19 protein-coding genes and 1 other RNA gene are annotated in these 18291 nt (G+C 65.2%); 10 read left to right on the top strand and 10 right to left on the bottom strand.

From position 1 onward, the window contains the following. Positions 1-24: 24 nt before the first annotated feature. The 3 genes from ACO2Q9_RS00100 (at position 25) to ACO2Q9_RS00090 (ending at position 3179) form a co-directional block, all read left to right on the top strand. The gene (locus tag ACO2Q9_RS00100; protein ID WP_423307059.1) at positions 25-1371 is read left to right on the top strand and encodes a sensor histidine kinase; all 1347 of its coding nucleotides are present in this window, start codon (positions 25-27) and stop codon (positions 1369-1371) included. 48 nt (positions 1372-1419) lie between these two features. Beyond that, positions 1420-1803, top strand: a complete 384-nt coding sequence (locus ACO2Q9_RS00095; RefSeq protein ID WP_423307057.1) for a response regulator — start codon at positions 1420-1422, stop codon at positions 1801-1803. Positions 1804-1922: 119 nt separating this feature from the next. Beyond that, positions 1923-3179, top strand: a complete 1257-nt coding sequence (locus tag ACO2Q9_RS00090) for a putative Na+/H+ antiporter (RefSeq protein ID WP_423307055.1) — start codon at positions 1923-1925, stop codon at positions 3177-3179. Positions 3180-3204: 25 nt separating this feature from the next. Here the strand turns inward: ACO2Q9_RS00090 and ACO2Q9_RS00085 are convergent, their stop codons facing one another. The 6 genes from ACO2Q9_RS00085 to ACO2Q9_RS00060 form a co-directional block, all read right to left on the bottom strand. Next, positions 3205-4383, bottom strand: coding sequence for an MFS transporter (locus ACO2Q9_RS00085; RefSeq protein WP_423307053.1), 1179 nt, complete (start codon positions 4381-4383; stop codon positions 3205-3207). 4 nt (positions 4384-4387) lie between these two features. Then, positions 4388-5467: an ACR3 family arsenite efflux transporter gene (gene arsB, locus ACO2Q9_RS00080; RefSeq protein ID WP_423307051.1), complete on the bottom strand. Its 1080-nt coding sequence runs from the start codon at positions 5465-5467 to the stop codon at positions 4388-4390. A gap of 3 nt (positions 5468-5470) precedes the next feature. Next, positions 5471-5968 carry an arsenate reductase ArsC gene (locus ACO2Q9_RS00075; RefSeq protein WP_423307049.1) on the bottom strand — a complete coding sequence of 166 codons (498 nt, stop codon included), beginning with the start codon at positions 5966-5968 and terminating at the stop codon, positions 5471-5473. Between the two features lie 11 nt (positions 5969-5979). Then, positions 5980-6300, bottom strand: a complete 321-nt coding sequence (locus tag ACO2Q9_RS00070) for an ArsR/SmtB family transcription factor (RefSeq protein WP_423307047.1) — start codon at positions 6298-6300, stop codon at positions 5980-5982. Between the two features lie 131 nt (positions 6301-6431). Further along, positions 6432-6528: signal recognition particle sRNA small type (ffs, locus tag ACO2Q9_RS00065), an RNA gene on the bottom strand. Positions 6529-6563: 35 nt separating this feature from the next. Then, the gene (locus tag ACO2Q9_RS00060) at positions 6564-7703 is read right to left on the bottom strand and encodes an AIR synthase-related protein (protein ID WP_423307045.1); all 1140 of its coding nucleotides are present in this window, start codon (positions 7701-7703) and stop codon (positions 6564-6566) included. A gap of 70 nt (positions 7704-7773) precedes the next feature. Here ACO2Q9_RS00060 and dnaX point away from each other — a divergent pair, with 70 nt between their 5' ends. The 7 genes from dnaX (at position 7774) to ACO2Q9_RS00025 (ending at position 13914) form a co-directional block, all read left to right on the top strand. After that, positions 7774-9624 carry a DNA polymerase III subunit gamma/tau gene (gene dnaX, locus ACO2Q9_RS00055; RefSeq protein WP_423307043.1) on the top strand — a complete coding sequence of 617 codons (1851 nt, stop codon included), beginning with the start codon at positions 7774-7776 and terminating at the stop codon, positions 9622-9624. A 29-nt stretch (positions 9625-9653) separates the two neighbouring features. After that, complete coding sequence (locus tag ACO2Q9_RS00050) at positions 9654-9986, top strand: YbaB/EbfC family nucleoid-associated protein (RefSeq protein ID WP_423307041.1); 333 nt, start codon at positions 9654-9656, stop codon at positions 9984-9986. Positions 9987-10005: 19 nt separating this feature from the next. Next, on the top strand, positions 10006-10596 hold the full coding sequence (gene recR, locus ACO2Q9_RS00045; RefSeq protein ID WP_423307038.1) for a recombination mediator RecR: 591 nt from the start codon (positions 10006-10008) through the stop codon (positions 10594-10596). 22 nt (positions 10597-10618) lie between these two features. Continuing rightward, positions 10619-11032 (top strand): MAPEG family protein, encoded by a 414-nt coding sequence (locus tag ACO2Q9_RS00040; RefSeq protein WP_423307036.1) that lies wholly within the window; start codon positions 10619-10621, stop codon positions 11030-11032. Between the two features lie 221 nt (positions 11033-11253). Further along, entirely contained in the window at positions 11254-12237 is a 984-nt protein-coding gene (locus tag ACO2Q9_RS00035) for an ABC transporter substrate-binding protein (protein WP_423309851.1), read from the top strand. Positions 12238-12248: 11 nt separating this feature from the next. Beyond that, a complete protein-coding gene (locus ACO2Q9_RS00030) occupies positions 12249-13064 on the top strand; it encodes an ABC transporter ATP-binding protein (RefSeq protein WP_423309849.1) in 816 nt (271 codons plus the stop codon). Between the two features lie 4 nt (positions 13065-13068). After that, positions 13069-13914 (top strand): ABC transporter permease, encoded by an 846-nt coding sequence (locus tag ACO2Q9_RS00025; RefSeq protein WP_423307034.1) that lies wholly within the window; start codon positions 13069-13071, stop codon positions 13912-13914. Between the two features lie 16 nt (positions 13915-13930). Here the strand turns inward: ACO2Q9_RS00025 and ACO2Q9_RS00020 are convergent, their stop codons facing one another. The 4 genes from ACO2Q9_RS00020 to ACO2Q9_RS00005 are packed head-to-tail and all read right to left on the bottom strand — an operon-like array spanning position 13931 to position 17344. Beyond that, complete coding sequence (locus ACO2Q9_RS00020) at positions 13931-14581, bottom strand: aspartate/glutamate racemase family protein (RefSeq protein ID WP_423307032.1); 651 nt, start codon at positions 14579-14581, stop codon at positions 13931-13933. Continuing rightward, positions 14578-15378 carry a GntR family transcriptional regulator gene (locus ACO2Q9_RS00015; protein ID WP_423307030.1) on the bottom strand — a complete coding sequence of 267 codons (801 nt, stop codon included), beginning with the start codon at positions 15376-15378 and terminating at the stop codon, positions 14578-14580. Before ACO2Q9_RS00015 ends, ACO2Q9_RS00020 begins: the two co-directional genes overlap by 4 nt. 28 nt (positions 15379-15406) lie before the next feature. Continuing rightward, positions 15407-16306 (bottom strand): polysaccharide deacetylase family protein, encoded by a 900-nt coding sequence (locus ACO2Q9_RS00010; protein WP_423307028.1) that lies wholly within the window; start codon positions 16304-16306, stop codon positions 15407-15409. A gap of 21 nt (positions 16307-16327) precedes the next feature. After that, on the bottom strand, positions 16328-17344 hold the full coding sequence (locus ACO2Q9_RS00005) for a tripartite tricarboxylate transporter substrate binding protein (RefSeq protein WP_423307026.1): 1017 nt from the start codon (positions 17342-17344) through the stop codon (positions 16328-16330). Positions 17345-18291: the final 947 nt, after the last annotated feature.

Below are 18291 nucleotides of genomic sequence, written 5' to 3'. Positions count from 1 at the left end.
GTAATGACGACGGGGGCGAAGCTTTTGACAGCGGAATCCGACGTGAAGGGAATGGCGCAGTGGCTCGAGGACTTCCTGGCCACCATGTTGCGGTATGCATTGATCTGCGGGTCCGTCGTCGCGATTCCCAGTGTCATTTCGGCCGTCCGCAACGACGCGCCCTCGATCGTCGTGGTCGATGTGGCCGCGCTGGCCACGTTGTTCGCCCTCTGGCGCATGCGCCACTGGCCCTACCGCATCCGTGCCTGGGGCTTCGTGCTCCTCATCTACGCGCTGGGCACCTGGTTCGTCATCTCGGTGGGTGTCGTGGCGCTGATCTACATGATGGCTTTTCCCGTCATGGCCTCGGTGTTGCTGGGGCTGCGGGCGTCGGTGCTTTCGTTGCTGGTGAACGGCATCACGCTCATGGGCATCGGCTACCTGGCCAACCTCGACCTGCCATTGCCCGGCGTTACGCAGGTGCCGTTGTTCCGCTGGTTCATCATCACGCTCAACTTCCTGTTCGTGAACTCGGTCATCACCACGGCCAGCGCGCTCGTGTTGCGACAACTCGAAAAAGTACTGGAGCGTCAACGCGAGATCAATGTCGAATTGCAGCACGAGGTGCATGAGCGACAGCGCGCCGAGGACGAAGTGCGACGCCTCAATACCGGTCTGGAAGAGCGCGTGCGTGAACGCACGGCCCAGTTGCAGGAGGCAAATCGTGAACTCGAGGCCTACTCCTACACGGTGTCGCATGACCTGCGCGGCCCGCTGAATTCCATCAACGGGTTCGCACACCTGCTCAGCCGCACGCTGGGCGAGAACGCATCGCCGCAAGTGGCGCACAACCTGGCGCGTATCCGCGCCAACACCACGCGCATGAGCGACCTGATCGAAGCCTTGCTGTCATTGGCGCAACTGTCGCGCACGAAGGTCCAGATGGCGGCAGTGGACATGAGCGCCGTGGCCGGCGAAGTGCTGACCACCCTGGCCGAGAGTGAACCGCGGCGGCACGTCAGCGTGACCGTTCAGGACAACCTGGTTGTCGAGGGCGATCCACGTCTCCTGCGCGCCATGCTGGAGAACCTGCTGGGCAATGCATGGAAATTCACCGGCAGGCAACCCGCGGCCCTCATCGAATTCGGGCGCGATGCGACGGCGGACAGTGACTCGCCCGTGTTTTTTGTGCGCGACAACGGCGCGGGGTTCGACATGGCGTACGCGGACAAGCTGTTCGGCACCTTCCAGCGCCTGCACGCGGCGGACGACTTCCCCGGCACCGGCATCGGCCTGGCGACCGTGCGGCGCATCGTTTCGCTCCACGGGGGGCGTGTGTGGGGGCAGTCGGTGGTCGGCGAGGGGACGACGTTCTTTTTTGCCCTGAGGTAGCGCCCTTGTCCTACGCATTCCGGTCCCGCCACCGCTTACCTTCAGGCGATGCCAGCAGCGACACATCACCTCTGCGTGCTCGTCGTTGATGACCACGAATCCACCGCACAGATCTTGGCCGAGTACCTCCGGGGTCTGGGCTACGACGCCTTTCCTGCCACGTCGGGCGAGCAGGCGCTTGCACTGGCAGATGAACACCGTCCGGAATGCGTGTTGCTGGATCTGCACATGCCCGGCATGAACGGCGTGGAACTCGGGCGACAACTGCGGCGGAAGTTCCGGGGCGAAGTTACCCTGATCGCGATGACGGGTGAAGACGCGCAGGCGATGGTTTACAAACTCATGCTCGCCATCTGCGATCACGTGATCACCAAGCCCGTGGACCTGGACCAGCTCAAGCGCGTCCTGTCGGTGGCCGATCCGGACGGCTAGAAACCCCGCGTCTACGCTCGCCCGGGCGACTCCCCTAGAATAGCGCCCGGGTGACATGCCAGCCGGCGTGTCAGGTGTAGCGAAGGTCGGGCCGCCTCGCGGTTTTGTCGACTCTGTCCATGACACCCACCCCTATCGAGGCCATCGCGGCCTGCATCTTCGCGCTAGCGCTTCTCCACACGTTCCTCGCCAAGCAGTTCGAGCGGCTTTCGCGCCGTTTCGAGCGCCATGCGGGTGTCTTCCACCTTCTCGGCGAGGTCGAAGTCGTCTTCGGTTTCTGGGCCATCGTCCTCGTGATCGCGATGGCGCTGGCCGTGGACGGCGGCGCGGCCATCCAGTATGCGGAAAGCCGCAACTACACCGAGCCGCTGTTCGTGGTGGCCGTCATGGTCGTGGCGGCATCGCGGCCGATCATGCAGACCGTCACGCGCTCACTGCATGCGGTCGCGCGACGCATGCCGGTCGAAACCCATGTGGCGACAGTGTGGTTGGGGCTCGCCGCCGTACCGCTGCTCGGCTCGCTGGTGACGGAGCCGGCCGCCATGACGATTGCAGCCCTCATGCTCGCGCCGCAGGTCTTCAGGCCCCTGATGCCCAGCGGTCCCAAGTATTTCGCGCTCGGTGTCCTCTTCGTGAACATTTCGATTGGCGGCACGCTGACTTCGTTCGCCGCGCCGCCGGTGCTGATGGTGGCCAACGTCTGGGGCTGGGACAGCGCTTTCATGTTCAGCAATTTCGGCTGGAAGGCTGCGATTGCGGTTGTCATCAACGCGACGCTGGCGACGCTGATGTTGCGGCGGCACCTCGTCGACGGCAACCCCGACGGCACGCAGCACGATGCGCCCGTGCCGCTACCGGTGGTGCTGGTGCACACGGTGCTGCTCGCAGGCATCGTGGTCTTTGCACACCATCCGGTGATCTTTCTCGCGCTCTTCCTCATGTTCTTCGGCTTCATGCAGGCCTATGAGCGCTACCAGAGCCCGCCGGTGCTGCGCGAGGCGCTGCTCGTGGGCTTTTTCCTCGCAGGCCTCGTGGTGCTCGGCGGCATGCAGGCCTGGTGGCTGCAGCCGGTGGTCAGCAGCCTGGCGCCGCTGGAGTTGTACTTCGGTGCCATGGCCCTCACGGCCATCACGGACAACGCGGCGCTGACCTATCTGGGTTCGCTCATCACAGGCATTGCGGACGAGACGAAGTACATGCTGGTGGCAGGCGCCGTGGCCGGCGGGGGCTTGACGGTCATCGCGAATGCGCCGAATCCGGCGGGCGTCGCGCTGCTGAAGAAGGGCTTCACGCACGAAACGATCAGCATCGGTGGGCTTTTGCTCGGCGCGTTGGTGCCGACGGCGATTGCCGGCGCGGCGTTTCTCGTGCTCTGACTTCCGTTCGGGGAGTGGTGCGGACTCATGTGTCGTCAGCGATACCTGCACGTCCAGTCGTACCCCTCATGAGCCCGAGCATGAAGAACGATGCCAGCCCCAATGCACTGGTCAGCCACAATGCCTTCGCTCCCCATGCAGCAACGCACAGCCCGAACGCCCACGGGGCTGCTGCCTGCGCGACTCGCGCGGGCACCATCAGCAGCCCTTGCCTCGCGCCGTAGCCCGCTGGCCCGAACAACGCGAGCGGTAGCGTGCCCTTGGCGATGGTCAGGATGCCGTTCCCCGCACCGTGGAGCAACGCGAACAAGCCACCACTTGCGGCACCGCCAGCGAGCAGCACACCCGCCCCGATGGGGTGTGCGACCGAGGCAAGGCGAGCCGAGACGAGCGGGTGAAGCCGGCGCATGAAGCCGAACTCCAGCAGCCTCGCAGCGACTTGAGCGGGGCCGACGAGGGCACTTGCCGCCACTGCCGAAGCCATCGAGGCTCCCCCAGTCATCAGCAGTGTTGGAAGGTGGGTGGCCATCGCCGTGCTCGTGAACCATCCTGCGGCGAACACGAAGGCCAGGACTCCGGACGCCAGCAAGGGCGGCGCAGGAGCCACGGCGTGCGCGCCATCATGCTGGGGCGCTGTCGCCAGACCTCCGCCGGGAAGCAGTGCGTTCAGCGGCAGCGCGAGCAGAAGGTGTGCCCCCGCCCAGGTGAAACAGGCCACACGCCATCCGTAGCGGGCCTCCAGGTACGCGGTCAGCGGCCAGCCGACGGTGCTGGCGAACCCTGCGAAGAGCGTGATGCCGGTGATGCTGCGCCGGGCGTTGTGGCCGTAGAGGCGCACGACGGTGGCGAACGCGGCCTCGTACAGACCCGCCCCCATCCCGAAGCCCAACAGCATCCACGCAAGGAACACCATCAGCACGTCGTTCGCGGCTCCGAGCAGCACGAGGCCACCTGCACACATGATGTTGGTCGTCAGCAGCACCCGCTTGCCGCCGAAAACGTCGATGGCCTTTCCGGCCGCCGGGCCGACCAGCGCAGAGACGACGAGAGCGAAGGAGAAGGCGCCGAACAGCACGCTCGACTCCGCGCCGATGTCCCTCGCCATCGAGGTGGTGACCATCGCGGGCAGGTAGTAGGTCGAGGCCCACGCGATAGTCTGAGTGATGCCGAGCAGCACAGTGGTACGGGCGACCCTGCTGCTCATCAGTTCACCTGCCCTCTCTCGCCCTCGGGTGCTCGTACCAGACACGTGTCGAGTTCACGACCTTGACCACGGCCAGCATCAGCGGCACCTCGATGAGAACGCCCACGACGGTCGCAAGGGCTGCGCCGGACTGGAACCCGAACAGGCTGATGGCAGCGGCCACGGCCAGCTCGAAGAAGTTCGAGGCCCCGATGAGCGCCGACGGGCACGCGATGCTGTGCGGTTCCTTGGCGGCGCGGTTGAGCACGTAGGCCAGCCCCGAGTTCAGCACCACCTGAATGAGGATGGGTACCGCCAGCATGGCGATGACGAGCGGCTGCTGCAGGATGGCCTCGCCCTGGAACGCAAACAACAGCACGAGGGTGAGCAGCAGCGCCCCGATGGACCAAGGGCCGATGCGGGCCAACGTGCGCTCGAACACCTCGCCGCCAGCACGGAGCAGACGACCTCGCCACACCTGCGCGATGACCACCGGGACGAGGATGTAGAGCACCACCGAGGTCACGAGCGTGTCCCACGGCACGGTGATGGCCGACAGGCCCAGCAGCAGGCCCACGATGGGGGCGAAGGCGAACACCATGATGGTGTCGTTCAGGGCCACCTGCGAGAGCGTGAAGTTCGCGTCGCCCCCGGTGAGGCGGCTCCACACGAAGACCATCGCCGTGCAGGGCGCAGCGGCGAGCAGGATGAGTCCCGCCACGTAGCTGTCGAGCTGGTCTGCGGGCAGATGCTCCGCGAACACCTGCCGCACGAACAGCCACGCGAGGAACGCCATCGAGAACGGCTTGACAGCCCAGTTCACGAAGAGGGTTACGCCGATGCCACGCCAGTGGCTGCGGACCCCGCTGAGGGCCGCGAAGTCCACGCGCAGGAGCATCGGAACAATCATCACCCAGATGAGCAGGCCTACCGGGATGTTCACGCGGGCAACCTCAAGGCTGCCGACGGCACGTGCCACACCGGGGAACAACTGCCCCAGGCCGATGCCGACGATGATGCAGAGGAACACCCAGAGCGTCAGGAACCGCTCGAACAGGCTCATGGAGGCCGCAGGCGTCGTGTGAGCAGGTACAGCGACGTTCATGGTCTAGCCGCGCTCGATGGCCGTAAGGGCTGCATTCAGGTCGGCATCGGGCATGGCCTCGATATCCTTGAGCTGGGCAAGCTGGAGCATCCGGTAGCCGATGGCTTGGCGGGTCACCTCGAAGGCTTGCCGGCGGGCCTCGTCATCGCCCGGAGCGTTGGATGGGTCGGGGTAGCCCCAGTGCAGCTTGACGGGGCCACCGGGCCAGAAGGGGCATGCCTCCTGCGCGGCGCTGTCGCAGACGGTGATGACCACCCGCATGTGCGGTGCGGACTCACTGGCGAACTCGTCCCAGTTCTTGCTCCGGGCACCCTCGGTGGACACGCCAGCGGCCTCGAGGACATCGAGGGCGAGCGGGTTGATGCGACCGCTCGGCGAACTTCCCGCGCTGTAGGCCCGGATGTCAGCCCCGAGCTTGGCCGCCCAGTGATTCAGCATGGCCTCTGCGAGAACACTGCGGGCCGAGTTGTGTGTGCAGAGGATGAGGACGTTGGTGGTCATGCGGAAACCGGTCAGCAGGCGCAAGAAGCGGAGGACACGGCGCAGTCCTCGCCTTGGCAGCAGTTCTCGGTCAGGTAGCCCATGAGGGCGTTCATCTCGCCGAACGCGGCGCGGTAGATGAGGTTCCGACCGTCGCGCACCTGTGTCACCAGTCGGGCGTGGGTCAGTTCCTTGAGGTGGAACGACAGGGACGTGGGGGCGACCGCAAGCGCCTCGCTCATGGCCGATGGTGTCAGCCCTCCAGCACCGGCGACCACGAGGGCGCGGAACACCCGAAGGCGAACCGGCTGGGCAAGGGCCGCAAGGGCCGTGACAACGTCTTGTTCTTCCATTATTCAATTATATTTGAATTATTGAATAATTTGCGATCTGGTTGCCGAACCATGAATGTCTTCGAATGAGGAGAAGCTCCAAGCGAGAGGCCGTACTCGCAAAGGAGACGGATACGGAAGAATCGACTGGAGGTGACGAGCCTTACCCCCGGCACTGGCTACACAGTTAGGGCTGCTTGGTTCCCCACCTGACCCGGTTGGCCGCTTCACCATGCGGGGAGGCCCGTCACCCGCGATTGTAGGCGACGCGGCCCGCGCGCTTTTCAGCGCAGTTGCAAATCGTCGTTGCCGAAGGTGATATTCAGGGGCTCGATGACGAGTTGCTTCGGCCCGGCTTGCACCTGCCCGGCAACGATGGCGTCGATGCCGCAGGCTTTGGCGACGTCTACCGTGCGCTGCGCGTCTTCCTGCTTCACGAAGATCGCAAAGCCTGCGCCCATGTTGAGCGTGCTGTAAGCCTCTCGGTCGTCCTGCTTCGCATGCTGCTGCATGAACTTCAGCACGGGCGTGACCGGGGGCACGGTGTGGATGCGGTAGGTCAGTTCGGACGGATGGCGCAGCAGCTTGCGCCAGCCGTGGCCGGTGATGTTGGCGCAGTAGTGCGGTCGCACGCCGGCCTTGTACAGCGCTTCGGTCACAGGTGAATAGAGCACGGTGGGGGCGAGCAGGGCGTCGCCGTAGGTCAGACCCGGTTGCACTTCGGTCAGGTAGCCATCGGGCAGGCGTTCGACCAGCTTGCGCGCGAGGCTCAGGCCATTGGCGTGGATGCCGCTCGAGGCCAGCAGCACGATGGCGTCACCCGCGCCGAGCTTGTCGCCGACCGACAGGCGTTCCTTGGGGTTGATGAGACCGGTGCACGAAGCGGCCAGGTCGATGCGGCCTTCTTCCACGATGCCCGCCAGCGCCGGCGTTTCGCCACCGCCCCAGGCCACGGCGCAGGTGTCGCAGGCTTTCTTCCAGCCGGCCACGAGGGCTTGCGCGCGTTGGGCGTCGCCGAACCAGTCGCTGCCGCCGGCGGCCCAGTAGGCCTGCACCACGAGCGGCGTTGCGCCGACGGTGATCAGGTCGTTGATGGCCATGGCAATGGTGTCCTGCGCGATGCCGTCGTAGTAGCTCTTGCCGGTGAGCCTGGCCATCTCGTCGGCAACGAGTGCCTTGCTGCCCAGGCATTCGACGATGCTCGCCATGTAGAACGGGCCCACATCGACGACATAGGCCGATTCGCCGCGCGATGCCGCGACTTCGGCGAAGCCGTGGGCGGTGAGATGCGATGCGGTGGCTGCGGCGGCGCGCTGCGCGGTGACCTTCAGCGGGTCGATCAGGTCGTAATTGACGCCGGCTTGTTCATAGCTCAGCGTGTCGGCGGACGAGGGCGTGCCATGGCTCTTGGAGGGGGAACTCATGGCGGGGATTATCCGCGATGAAGGCTGTGAGCTGTCCGGACGGGGCCGGCCCGGCCCGTAGAATGCACGGATGTCCTATCTCGTGCTGGCCCGCAAATACCGCCCCCGGAATTTCTCCGAAATGGTGGGGCAGGAGCACGTGGTCCAGGCGCTCACCAACGCGTTGACGCAGCAGCGGCTGCACCATGCGTACCTGTTCACCGGCACGCGCGGCGTGGGCAAGACGACCGTGTCACGCATCCTGGCCAAGTCGCTGAACTGCCAGGGGCCCGATGGGCAGGGCGGCATCACCGCCACGCCCTGCGGCGTGTGCCAGGCCTGCACCGACATCGACGCAGGCCGCTTCGTCGACTACACCGAGCTCGACGCGGCGTCCAACCGTGGTGTGGATGAGGTGCAGGGCCTGCTGGAACAGGCGGTCTACAAGCCGGTGCAGGGGCGCTTCAAGGTCTTCATGATCGACGAAGTGCACATGCTCACCAACACCGCGTTCAATGCGATGCTCAAGACGCTGGAAGAGCCGCCCGAGTATCTGAAATTCGTGCTCGCCACCACCGATCCGCAGAAGGTGCCGGTGACCGTGCTGTCGCGCTGCCTGCAGTTCAACCTGCGGCCGATGGCGCCCGAGACGGTGAACGAGCATCTGGTCAACGTGCTCCAGAACGAAAGCGTGTCCGCCGACGCGCAAGCCTTGCGCCTGATCTCGCGCGCCGCGCGCGGTTCGATGCGTGACGCGCTGTCGCTCACCGACCAGGCGATCGCGTTCGGCTCCGGCAAGCTCGAGGAAGCTGCCGTGCGCCAGATGCTCGGCAGCGTGGACCGCAGCTATGTGTTCCGCCTGATCGACGCACTCGCGCAGGGCGACGGACGCACGGTCGTCGAAACGTCCGAACAGTTGCGGGTGAACGGCCTGTCCGCCGCCTCCACGCTCGAAGAAATGAGCACGGTGCTGCAACGCATGGCGGTGCTGCAGGCGGTCGCAAAGCCGGTCGAAAGTGCGGATGCGGAGGTCGTCGAGATTGCGCGTCTGGCCGCGCTGATGCCCGCCGACGAAACGCAACTGCTCTACAGCATGTGCCTGCACGGCCGCGCCGAGCTGGGCCTCGCGCCCGATGAATATGCGGCGCTCACCATGGTGCTGCTGCGGCTGCTGGCCTTCAAATCAGCAGGTTCGGGCAACACCGCCTCGGCTGAAAAAAAAACTCTGAGTGAGCCACGGGCGCAGGCAGTTGCGCCGGTTGCACCGGTTGCGCCAGCCCGTGCCCCCGCTGCCGCTCCCGCCATGCAGGCGCGGACCGAGGATCGTGCGACACCTTCGCCACAAGCCCAGGGGGCACCTGAATCGCGACCTGCTTCACCGCAAGGCCGCGTCGTCCCGGTCGTCGAGCCACGCGCGTTGCCCGGTCGCCCTGTGGCACCTGCAAGCGATTCCGCCGACCGCGCCGCCGCGCCGCTCATGCAGGTGCCCGTGCGCCAGCAATCCGAATCGCGGCAGGACGTGGTGGCCGCGCAGTCGGCAGCCGCGCAACTCGTGCCTACCGAAGAAGGCAACTTCTGGTATTCCACCGTGCAGCAGCTCGTGGCGGCCGAAGCAGTGACGGCGCTCGTGCGTGAACTCGCGCTGCAGTCGCAGCTGGTGGCGCGCGACACCGACCAATGGCTGCTGCGCGTGGAGCGCGAATCACTGAACCAGCCTGTGAGCCGCGAACGCCTCCAGACAGCATTGCACGCGGCTGGCAACACCGTGCGGCTTGCCGTGGAGATCGGCCGTGTTTCGGATAGTCCCGCGCGTCGCAATGCCGCCGCTGCCGCCGAACGCCAGCGACAGGCCGAGGAAGTCATCCATTCAGACCCGTTCGTGCAGTCGATGATGCGCGAATATGGCGCGAGAATCGTGCCCGGAAGCATCAAACCCAACTAGCCCTCATTTCCGAACCGAAGGATTCATTCATGTTCAACAAAGGACAACTCGCCGGCCTGATGAAACAGGCCCAGGCCATGCAGGACAACCTCAAGAAGGCCCAGGAAGAACTGGCCAACATCGAGGTGGAAGGGGAGGCCGGCGGCGGCATGGTCAAGGTCGTCATGACCTGCAAGCACGACGTGCGTCGCGTCTCCATCGACCCGAGCGTGCTCTCGGACGACAAGGACATGGTCGAAGACCTGGTGGCCGCGGCGTTCAACGACGCGGTGCGCAAGGCCGAGGAAACTTCCGCCGCCAAGATGAACAAGATCAGCGCCGGCATGCCCAACCTGCCGGGCGGCATGAAGCTGCCTTTCTGATCGCACACCGCAGGACCGCATGGCCGACGCACATTCGCTGAGCGCGCTGGTGGAGGCGCTGCGCCGCCTGCCCGGCGTGGGCGTGAAGTCGGCCCAGCGCATGGCATTCCATCTGCTGCAGCATGACCGTGAAGGTGCACAGCATCTGTCGCAGGCCTTGCGCGAGGCGGCGCTCAACATCCGCCACTGCGAGCGCTGCCACACCTTCACCGAAGCGCAGGTGTGTGCGACCTGCCTCGACCCGTCACGTGACATCACGCGCCTGTGCGTGGTGGAAACGCCGGCCGACCAGTCGGCGGTGGAGCGCACGGCGGCCTACAAGGGGCTGTACTTCGTGCTCATGGGCAAGCTCAGCCCGCTCGACGGCATCGGCCCGAAGGACATCGGGTTGCAGAAACTGTTCGAGCGAGCCACCGACGGCAACGTGCGGGAAGTCATCCTCGCCACCAACTTCACGGCCGAGGGCGAGGCGACGGCGCATGTCATCGGCGAAGGCCTGCGCGCGCGCGGTCTTCATGTGACGCGTCTCGCGCGCGGCGTGCCCGCCGGCAGTGAACTCGAATATGTGGATCTGGGCACCATCGCCCATGCGTTGGTGGACCGGCGCTGAACAACGCACTGGAAGACATGCCATGAACACCCATCACTTCACCTTCGCCTACTGGTGCCTGCTCGTCGCGGCGTTGCTGCCCTTCGTGTGTGCTGGCATTGCGAAGTACCCTTCCATGGGCCGGTCGCGACACAACGGCGGCTATGACAACGTCGAGCCGCGTGCCTGGAAAGGCAAGCTCACCGGCTGGCAGGCGCGCGCCGACGCGGCGCAGGCCAACAGTTTCGAGGGCCTGCCGTTCTTCATCGGCGCGGTGATCGTGGCCCACCAGCTCGGTGCCAACCAGGCGCTGGTGGACCTCCTGTCGTTCGCTTACGTCCTGCTCCGGCTGATCTACATCGCGTTGTATGTCGGCGGTTTCGGCAATGCCCGCAGCGCTGTCTGGGCGCTCGGGTTTTTTGTCAACATCGCCATCCTGTTCGTCGGCTATCGCTGATCTGCCGCAGCGCCTGCTGCACCCTACGTAATAACCCCTACCACGGGATGTTCCCGATGCGCCGCTTCGGTGCGTTCGCTACGCTTGGCGCGTTCACGAAATCACAGGGAAGCTCACTCATGAAAACAAACCGGTTCACATCCAACACCGTTGCGTCCAGCCTGGTCAGCCGCCGCGCGTTCAATGGCGCCGCACTGGGCACACTGGCAGCCATTGCCGCCATGTCTGCACCGCCGCTGCGTGCGCAGGGCAAGCTGGAGAAAACAAAGGTCTCGATCGCCGTCGGCGGCAAGGCCTCGTTCTACTACCTGCCGCTCACGATTTCCGAGCAACTGGGCTACTTCAAGGCCGAAGGACTGGACGTCGAGATTTCCGACTTCGCAGGTGGCGCCCGTGCGTTGCAGGCGGTAGTCGGCGGTTCGGCGGACGTCTGCTCGGGGGCGTACGAGCACACGATCAACCTGCAATCGAAGAACCAGATGTTCCAGGCCTTCGTGCTGCAGGGCCGCGCACCGCAGATTGCTTTCGGCGTGTCGACCAAGGCCATGCCCAACTACAAGACGCTGGCTGACCTCAAGGGCAAGAAGATCGGTGTGTCCGCACCCGGTTCTTCCACAAACATGGCCGCCAACCTGCTGCTGTCGCGTGTGGGTCTCAAGCCCACCGACGTCAGCTTCATCGGCGTGGGTACCTCGGCCGGTGCGCTGGCCGCGCTGCGCTCGGGCCAGATCGACGCGATGAGCAACATCGACCCGGTGATGACCATGCTGGAGCAGAAGGGCGAAGTGAAGATCGTCTCCGACACCCGCACGCTCAAGGGCACGCAGGAAGTCTTCGGCGGCACCATGCCGGCGGCCTGCCTGTATGCGCCCACCGAGTTCATCCAGAAGAACCCCAACACCTGCCAGGCGCTGGCCAATGCCATCGTGCATGGCCTGAAGTGGCTGCAGACGGCCGGCCCGTCGGACATCATCAAGACCGTGCCCGAAAACTACCTGCTGGGCGACCGCGCGCTGTATCTCGCATCGTTCACGAAGGTGCGTGAGGCGTTCTCGGTGGACGGCCTGATCCCCGAGGAAGGCGCGCGCACCGCGCTGAAGGCACTGGTCAGCTTCGACCCTGCCATCAAGGCGGACAAGATCGACCTGGGCAAGACCTACACGAACGAGTTCGCGCGCAAGGCCAAGGACAAGTTCAAAGCCTGATGTCTGCCTCGATGTCCGACTACGCGCTCGAGTTCCTCGACATCACCTGCACCTTCCGCGACAAGGAAGACAAGACCCGCCGCTACACCGCCGTCGGCGACACCACGCTGCGCATCGGCGCGGGCGAGTTCGTCTCGGTGGTGGGGCCGACGGGTTGTGGCAAGTCCACGTTGCTGAATATCGGCGCGGGTCTTCTCGCGCCGTCGTCGGGCGAGGTGAAGGTGTTCGGCCAGCCGCTGCAGGGCATCAATGCCCGCGCCGGCTACATGTTCCAGGCCGACGCGCTCATGCCATGGCGCAGCGCGCTCGACAACGTGATGGTCGGCCTGCAGTACCGGGGCATGGAGGACGCCGAGGCGCGCCGTCAGGCCAATGCCTGGCTCGAACGCGTAGGCCTGGGTGGTTTCGGCGACCGTTATCCGCACCAGTTGTCGGGCGGCATGCGCAAGCGGACCGCGCTCGCGCAGACGCTCGCGCTCGACCCGGACATCATCCTCATGGACGAACCGTTCTCCGCGCTCGACATCCAGACACGCCAGCTGATGGAAAACGAGGTGCTCGACCTGTGGGCCGCGAAGAAGAAAGCCGTGCTCTTCATCACGCACGATCTGGACGAAGCCATCGCCATGAGCGACCGCGTGGTGGTGCTGTCGGCTGGCCCGGCGACGCGGCCCATCGGCGAATTCATCGTCGACCTGCCGCGTCCGCGCGACGTGGCCGAGGTGCGCAACCAGCCGCGCTTCGTGGAGCTGCACAGCCAGATCTGGGGCGTGCTGCGCGACGAAGTGCTCAAGGGCTATGCGCAGCAGTTGAAGAAGGCAGCCTGATCCGATGAATCCCTGGAATGTGATCAAGCCGTCGGAGCGCAACCTGCGCGTCTGGCAGATCGGCCTGCTTGTGGTCGTGCTGGTGGCATGGCACTGGGCGTCGCGCAACCAGAACGTGGCCTTCTTCATGGGCGAGCCCATCAAGGTGCTGGGTCGCGTCTGGTCGTGGTTCATGCCCTTCGGCTTCGGCGAAAGCGCGCTCTTTCCCGATGGCCTGCCCGGCAATGCCAACATCTACGTCCACCTGGGCGTGACGCTGCTGGAGACCATGCTGGCCTTCGGCATCGGTACTGTGCTGGGGCTGGTATTCGGCCTGTGGCTGGCGCTCGCGCCCACGGCCAGCGCGATCCTCGATCCGTACATCAAGGCCGCCAACTCCATGCCGCGCGTGATCCTGGCGCCGATCTTCGCGCTGTGGTTCGGCCTGGGCATCTGGAGCAAGGTGGCGCTGGCGGTGACGCTGGTGTTCTTCATCGTCTTCTTCAATGTCTACCAGGGCGTGAAGGAGGTGAGCCCCGTGGTGCTGGCCAACGCACGCATGCTGGGCGCCAACCGCAAGCAGTTGCTGCGCACGGTGTACCTGCCGAGCGCGACGAGCTGGGTGTTCTCCAGCCTGCACACCTCCGTGGGCCTGGCCTTCGTGGGCGCGGTGGTGGGCGAGTACCTCGGCTCCGCACGCGGTGTGGGCTACCTGATCCTCCAGGCCGAAGGCACGTTCGACGTGAACACGGTGTTCGCCGGCATCGTGGTGCTGACGGCGTTTGCGCTGCTGCTCGACGGCATCGTCGGGCGCGTGGAGAAGCGGCTCATGAAGTGGCAGCCGCGTTCGGGCGAAACCGAGAAGCTCTGAGAGGGCGCACTGCTGGCTAGCGTGCTTCGGCCGCTTCGGCCAGTCGCAGCGCGCGTCGTGCGGCGGCTGCCAGGCCGTCGATGAGTACGCCGCCGTAACGCAGCGTGCCGGCCATCGAGGCGAATCCCGTTCCACCCAGGATGCAGGTCGGCTGGCCGCGTGCGGCGATGCCGTCCAGCGCGGCCTGCACGCGTTGCGCGTGGGCCTGCGGATCGGCGCTGATGCTGAGCCCGGTGGTGTCGAGCACGGTGACGCCATCGAGTAGCGGCTCGCATCCGTGAAGGCGGACGGTTTCGCGCAACATCGCGTCCCATGCAAGACCGGCGGTGAGGATGTGGAAAGGCTTGCCGATCGTTGCTGCTTCCAGGAGCGCGCTTTCTGCCATGCCGACAACGGGCACGTCCGATACCTCGCGCAGTGCGGCGAGGCCCGGGTCACCGAAGCAGGCCAGCAGCACGGCGCCGTCCGATGGGCGTTCGGCTTTCAGCGTTTCGAGCGCGGCCCACGCACCGGCGACGAAGGATTCGCGCGATGCGACGACCGGCGGGCCCTGGATCGCCGTCACGCCCCGCGCCTGCACCCGGTCACCCGTGACGTGGTGCACCGCGTCCACGGCCTGCGCCGTCATGCCGGGCGACGAATTCGGGTTCAGGACGAGGAGGTTCATGAAGCGCGCGCGGCCCGAGATGGACGGGCCGCAGGCGTCGGAGGCGTCGCAGGCGTCGCAGGTGCCGCCTTCGGCGTCCTGGTGGCGCGGCTCTTTGGGGCTTTCCGGGACTTGAGTTCAGCCGCCCACGCGCGGGCGATCTCGGCTTCCACATCCCCTGCTGCGGGCGTGCTGGTGCGCGGATTCAGCCGCGTCTCGATGAGCGACAGGTGCACGTGCATTGCCTTCACCGCGCGTGCTGCATCGCCCTGCGCCAGTGTCTGGAGGATCTCGTCGTGCTCCTCGCAGGCGCATTCGGACGATGCAGCCGGCTCGAAGAACGCGACCAGCATCGCCGTGCGGCTGACGAGTTCCTGCAACTGGCGCACCACGAACGGGCTGTCGGTGAAGCCGGCGAGCAGCAGGTGGAACTCGCCCGACAGGCGGATGGACAGCGCGCGGTCGCCCTTGTGCATGGCTTCGTGCTCGCGCCGCCCGTGTTCGCGCAGCGCCTCCAGTTGCGCCGGGCCGAGACGGCCCGCCAGCCAGCCGGTGATGCCGCCTTCGACGATGCGCCGCGCTTCGTAGATTTCGCGCGCCTGCACCAGCGTCGGGCTCGACACGAAGCATCCGCGGTTGGGAATCACGTCCAGCAGCCGTTCGTGCCCGAGCCGGTGCAGCACTTTGCGGATGCGTTCGCGCGACACGCCGAAGATCTCGGCCAGCCGCATCTCGACGAGCTGCGCGCCGGGCGCGAGCCGGCCGGCAAGCAGGGTTTGCGACAGGGTCTGGTGGATGGCTTCTTCTTCGGTCCGCATGCGATGAATGTATCGCAGCGGCGCGGGGTCACTGGCGCTGCGCATCGCTGCTCGCGATCCAGTGGCGTGCAATCTGCTCGCGCGTGGCGATCCAGGCGCCGGGCTGCGCACGCATGTGGCTGAGGATGTCGGCGAGCGCCTTCATGCGCGCGGGCCGGCCGATCATCCGCAGGTGCAGGCCGACCGACATCATGCGCGGTGCGTGGGCGCCTTCTTCCAGCAGCCAGTCGAACGCATCGCATACGTACGACGAGAAATCGTCCGAGGTGGCGAATCGCTGCGTGTGCTGGAACTGCATGTCGTTGGTGTCGAACGCATACGGCAGCACGAGGTGCCTGCGCTCGCGTCCGTCCACCGGCACTTGCACGAAGTAGGGCACGTCGTCGTTGTAGGCGTCGCTGTCGTACAGGAAGCCGCTGCGCACCAGCAGGGCGCGCGTGGCAGGCGTGCAGGCCGAACGCGTGTGCCAGCCGACCGGACGCTTGCCCGTCACCGCCTCGATGGTGTGCGCACAGCCGAGAATGCTCTGCAGCTCCTGCTCGGGCGTCATGTCCGCGTGGCTCTGCCAGCGCCAGCCGTGCGCGGAGATCTCGTGACCACGTGCGACGGCATCCTGCGCGAGCCAGGGGCTGCGTTGCACCGCAAGGCCGCAGGCGCTCACCGTCATCGGCGCCTGCCAGCGATCGAAGGTGTCGGCGATGCGCCACCATGCTGCGCGCGTGCCGTATTCGAAGTGGCTGTCGATGCAAGGGTCCCAGCCCGCGCGCGGGTCGATCACCTCGTACACGGATTCGTTGCGCGCGTCTCCATCGGCCACGGAGAATTCCGCACCTTCCTCGAAATTGAGCACGAACGACACGGCCACCCGCGCATCGCCCGGCCACTTCACGGCCGGCGGCTGGTTGGCATACCCCCTGAAATCACGCATCGGCATTCACTCCGTTCAAACTCATTCCGCCTTGATGTTGCGGTCCTTCACCACCTTGGCCCAGCGGGTGAACTCGGCGTTCAGGTAGTCGTTCGACTCCTTCAGCGACATGCTCGACACCTCGCCACCCGTGTCCTCGATGCGGGTACGGAAGTCCGGCAGCGTGGCCATGCGGCGCAGTTCGGCATTCACCTTTTCCAGGATGGCGGGCGGCGTTTTTGCGGGCGCCAGCAGCATGTACCACGACACGAATTCGTAGCCCGGCACACCGGCTTCGGCGACCGTGGGCACATCGGGCAGCTTGGGAGAACGCTTCGCGCTCGTGATGGCCACGCCGTTGAGCTTGCCGCTCTTCACCAGCGGCAGCGACGAGGTGATGATGTCCACCGACAGCGGCACGCGGTCGCCCATCACGTCCTGCAGCGCAGGGGCTGCACCCTTGTAGGGCACATGCGTCATCTGAACGCCAGCCATCGATTCGATCAGCGCCGCGCCCACATGGCTCGTCGTGCCCGTGCCGGACGATGCGTACTGCAGCTCGTCGGGCTTGGCCTTGGCCATCGCGAGCAGGTCCTTGAGCGACTTGCCCTTGAGCGCCGGGCCGCTGACGATGATGCTCGGCACCTGCGCCACCACACCCACCGGCACCAGGTCGGCCTTGGTGTCGTAAGGCAGCTTGGCGTACATGAACGGATTGACCGCGTGGCCGATGGTCACCATCAGGAAAGTGCTGCCGTCGGCGGGCGACTTGGCGGTTACTTCCGTGCCGATGACGCCGCCCGCCCCCGGCTTGTTGTCGATGACCACCGGCTTGTTGCCCCAGGCCTCCGACAGCTTCTGGCCCACGAGCCGCGCGAACATGTCCGCCGCGCCACCGGGCGGGAAGGGCACGATGATCTTCACCGGCTTGTCCGGGTACGAAGCAACTGGCGACTGCGCGTGCACGGCAGGCAGCGCGACAGCCAGCGCCGCACCGAGCGACAGCACCACAGCCGCACGGCGACGGGAAAAAGAGGACACGGACGACAACTTGTTCATGGCGAACTCCAGTCTGGAACATTGGACGGATGGGTGGCAAGCCGCAGACCGGTGTGCACCCGAATTGTGCACTTAATCGTGTGAATTGTGCACAATCCAGACCAGACGCAGAAAGTGTGCCAGCCAAGTTGTGATGGGATTGGGTTTGCTTTAGGCTCTGGGTAATATTTCTGCTATCGGCCAGAAGCGGACGTTCGGATGCCTCAATTTTTGAAAATTTCTGCTGCCGCTGCCGTATCGGCGATGGTTGCCACTCTTTTGTTCTTGGGAGCAGGGGCCGCTCGACAACCGGTTGAGGCCGCCCTATTTCTCTCTGTGCTGCCGTTCTCCTACCTTGTTTCACTGACAGCGGTACTTTTCATCGGGTTGCCAGTGTTCTTCGCACTGCGCTACTTCAACCGCGTCAACTTTTGGTCTTCGTCTGTCACCGGGTTGTTGGCTGGGTTAGCAGTCGGCCTATCCCTTCGTGACGGTCAAGCAACTCTTCTAGTATCAGTAGTCACTGGGGTTGTCTCGGCAATAGCCTTTTGGTTGGTCTGGCGACCACGGAAGACAGTCACAGTTCAAGAATGAAAGCTCCTTCTCGTTTGGCAAAGTTCAATAGAACGTGCGCCTCTGCAATTGCCACATTTATTTTTATGTACGTAGTACTTGTTGCCGTGGCACTTATCGCCATTGGTGTCTTCGACGTGGCAGAGAAAACTGGATACTTGCTAGGGCTACCCCCTGCGATGTTGGCAGGAGTGTGGTTCTGGCCGCGAGCCCCGCGATCAATGGGCTACGACCGGGACGATTGAGCGGCTGTTTCATAGTCTGCTTTGGGCCGAGGCTGTGTGCAAACGCGCAGTAGCCGCTCGGCATTGAAGTCCTGACCGACCATCACCTCTCATCCAGTGCTTTGAGGTGCCAGAACGGCGATTTGGAGCTTCATGAGGCCCCGTTTCGCC

This window comes from Variovorax sp. VNK109 (assembly GCF_049445855.1).
GTDB lineage: Bacteria > Pseudomonadota > Gammaproteobacteria > Burkholderiales > Burkholderiaceae_C > JAGOCV01.
The sequence above is the reverse complement of the archived record's forward strand: the minus strand, read 5'-3'. Positions and strand labels throughout refer to the sequence as shown.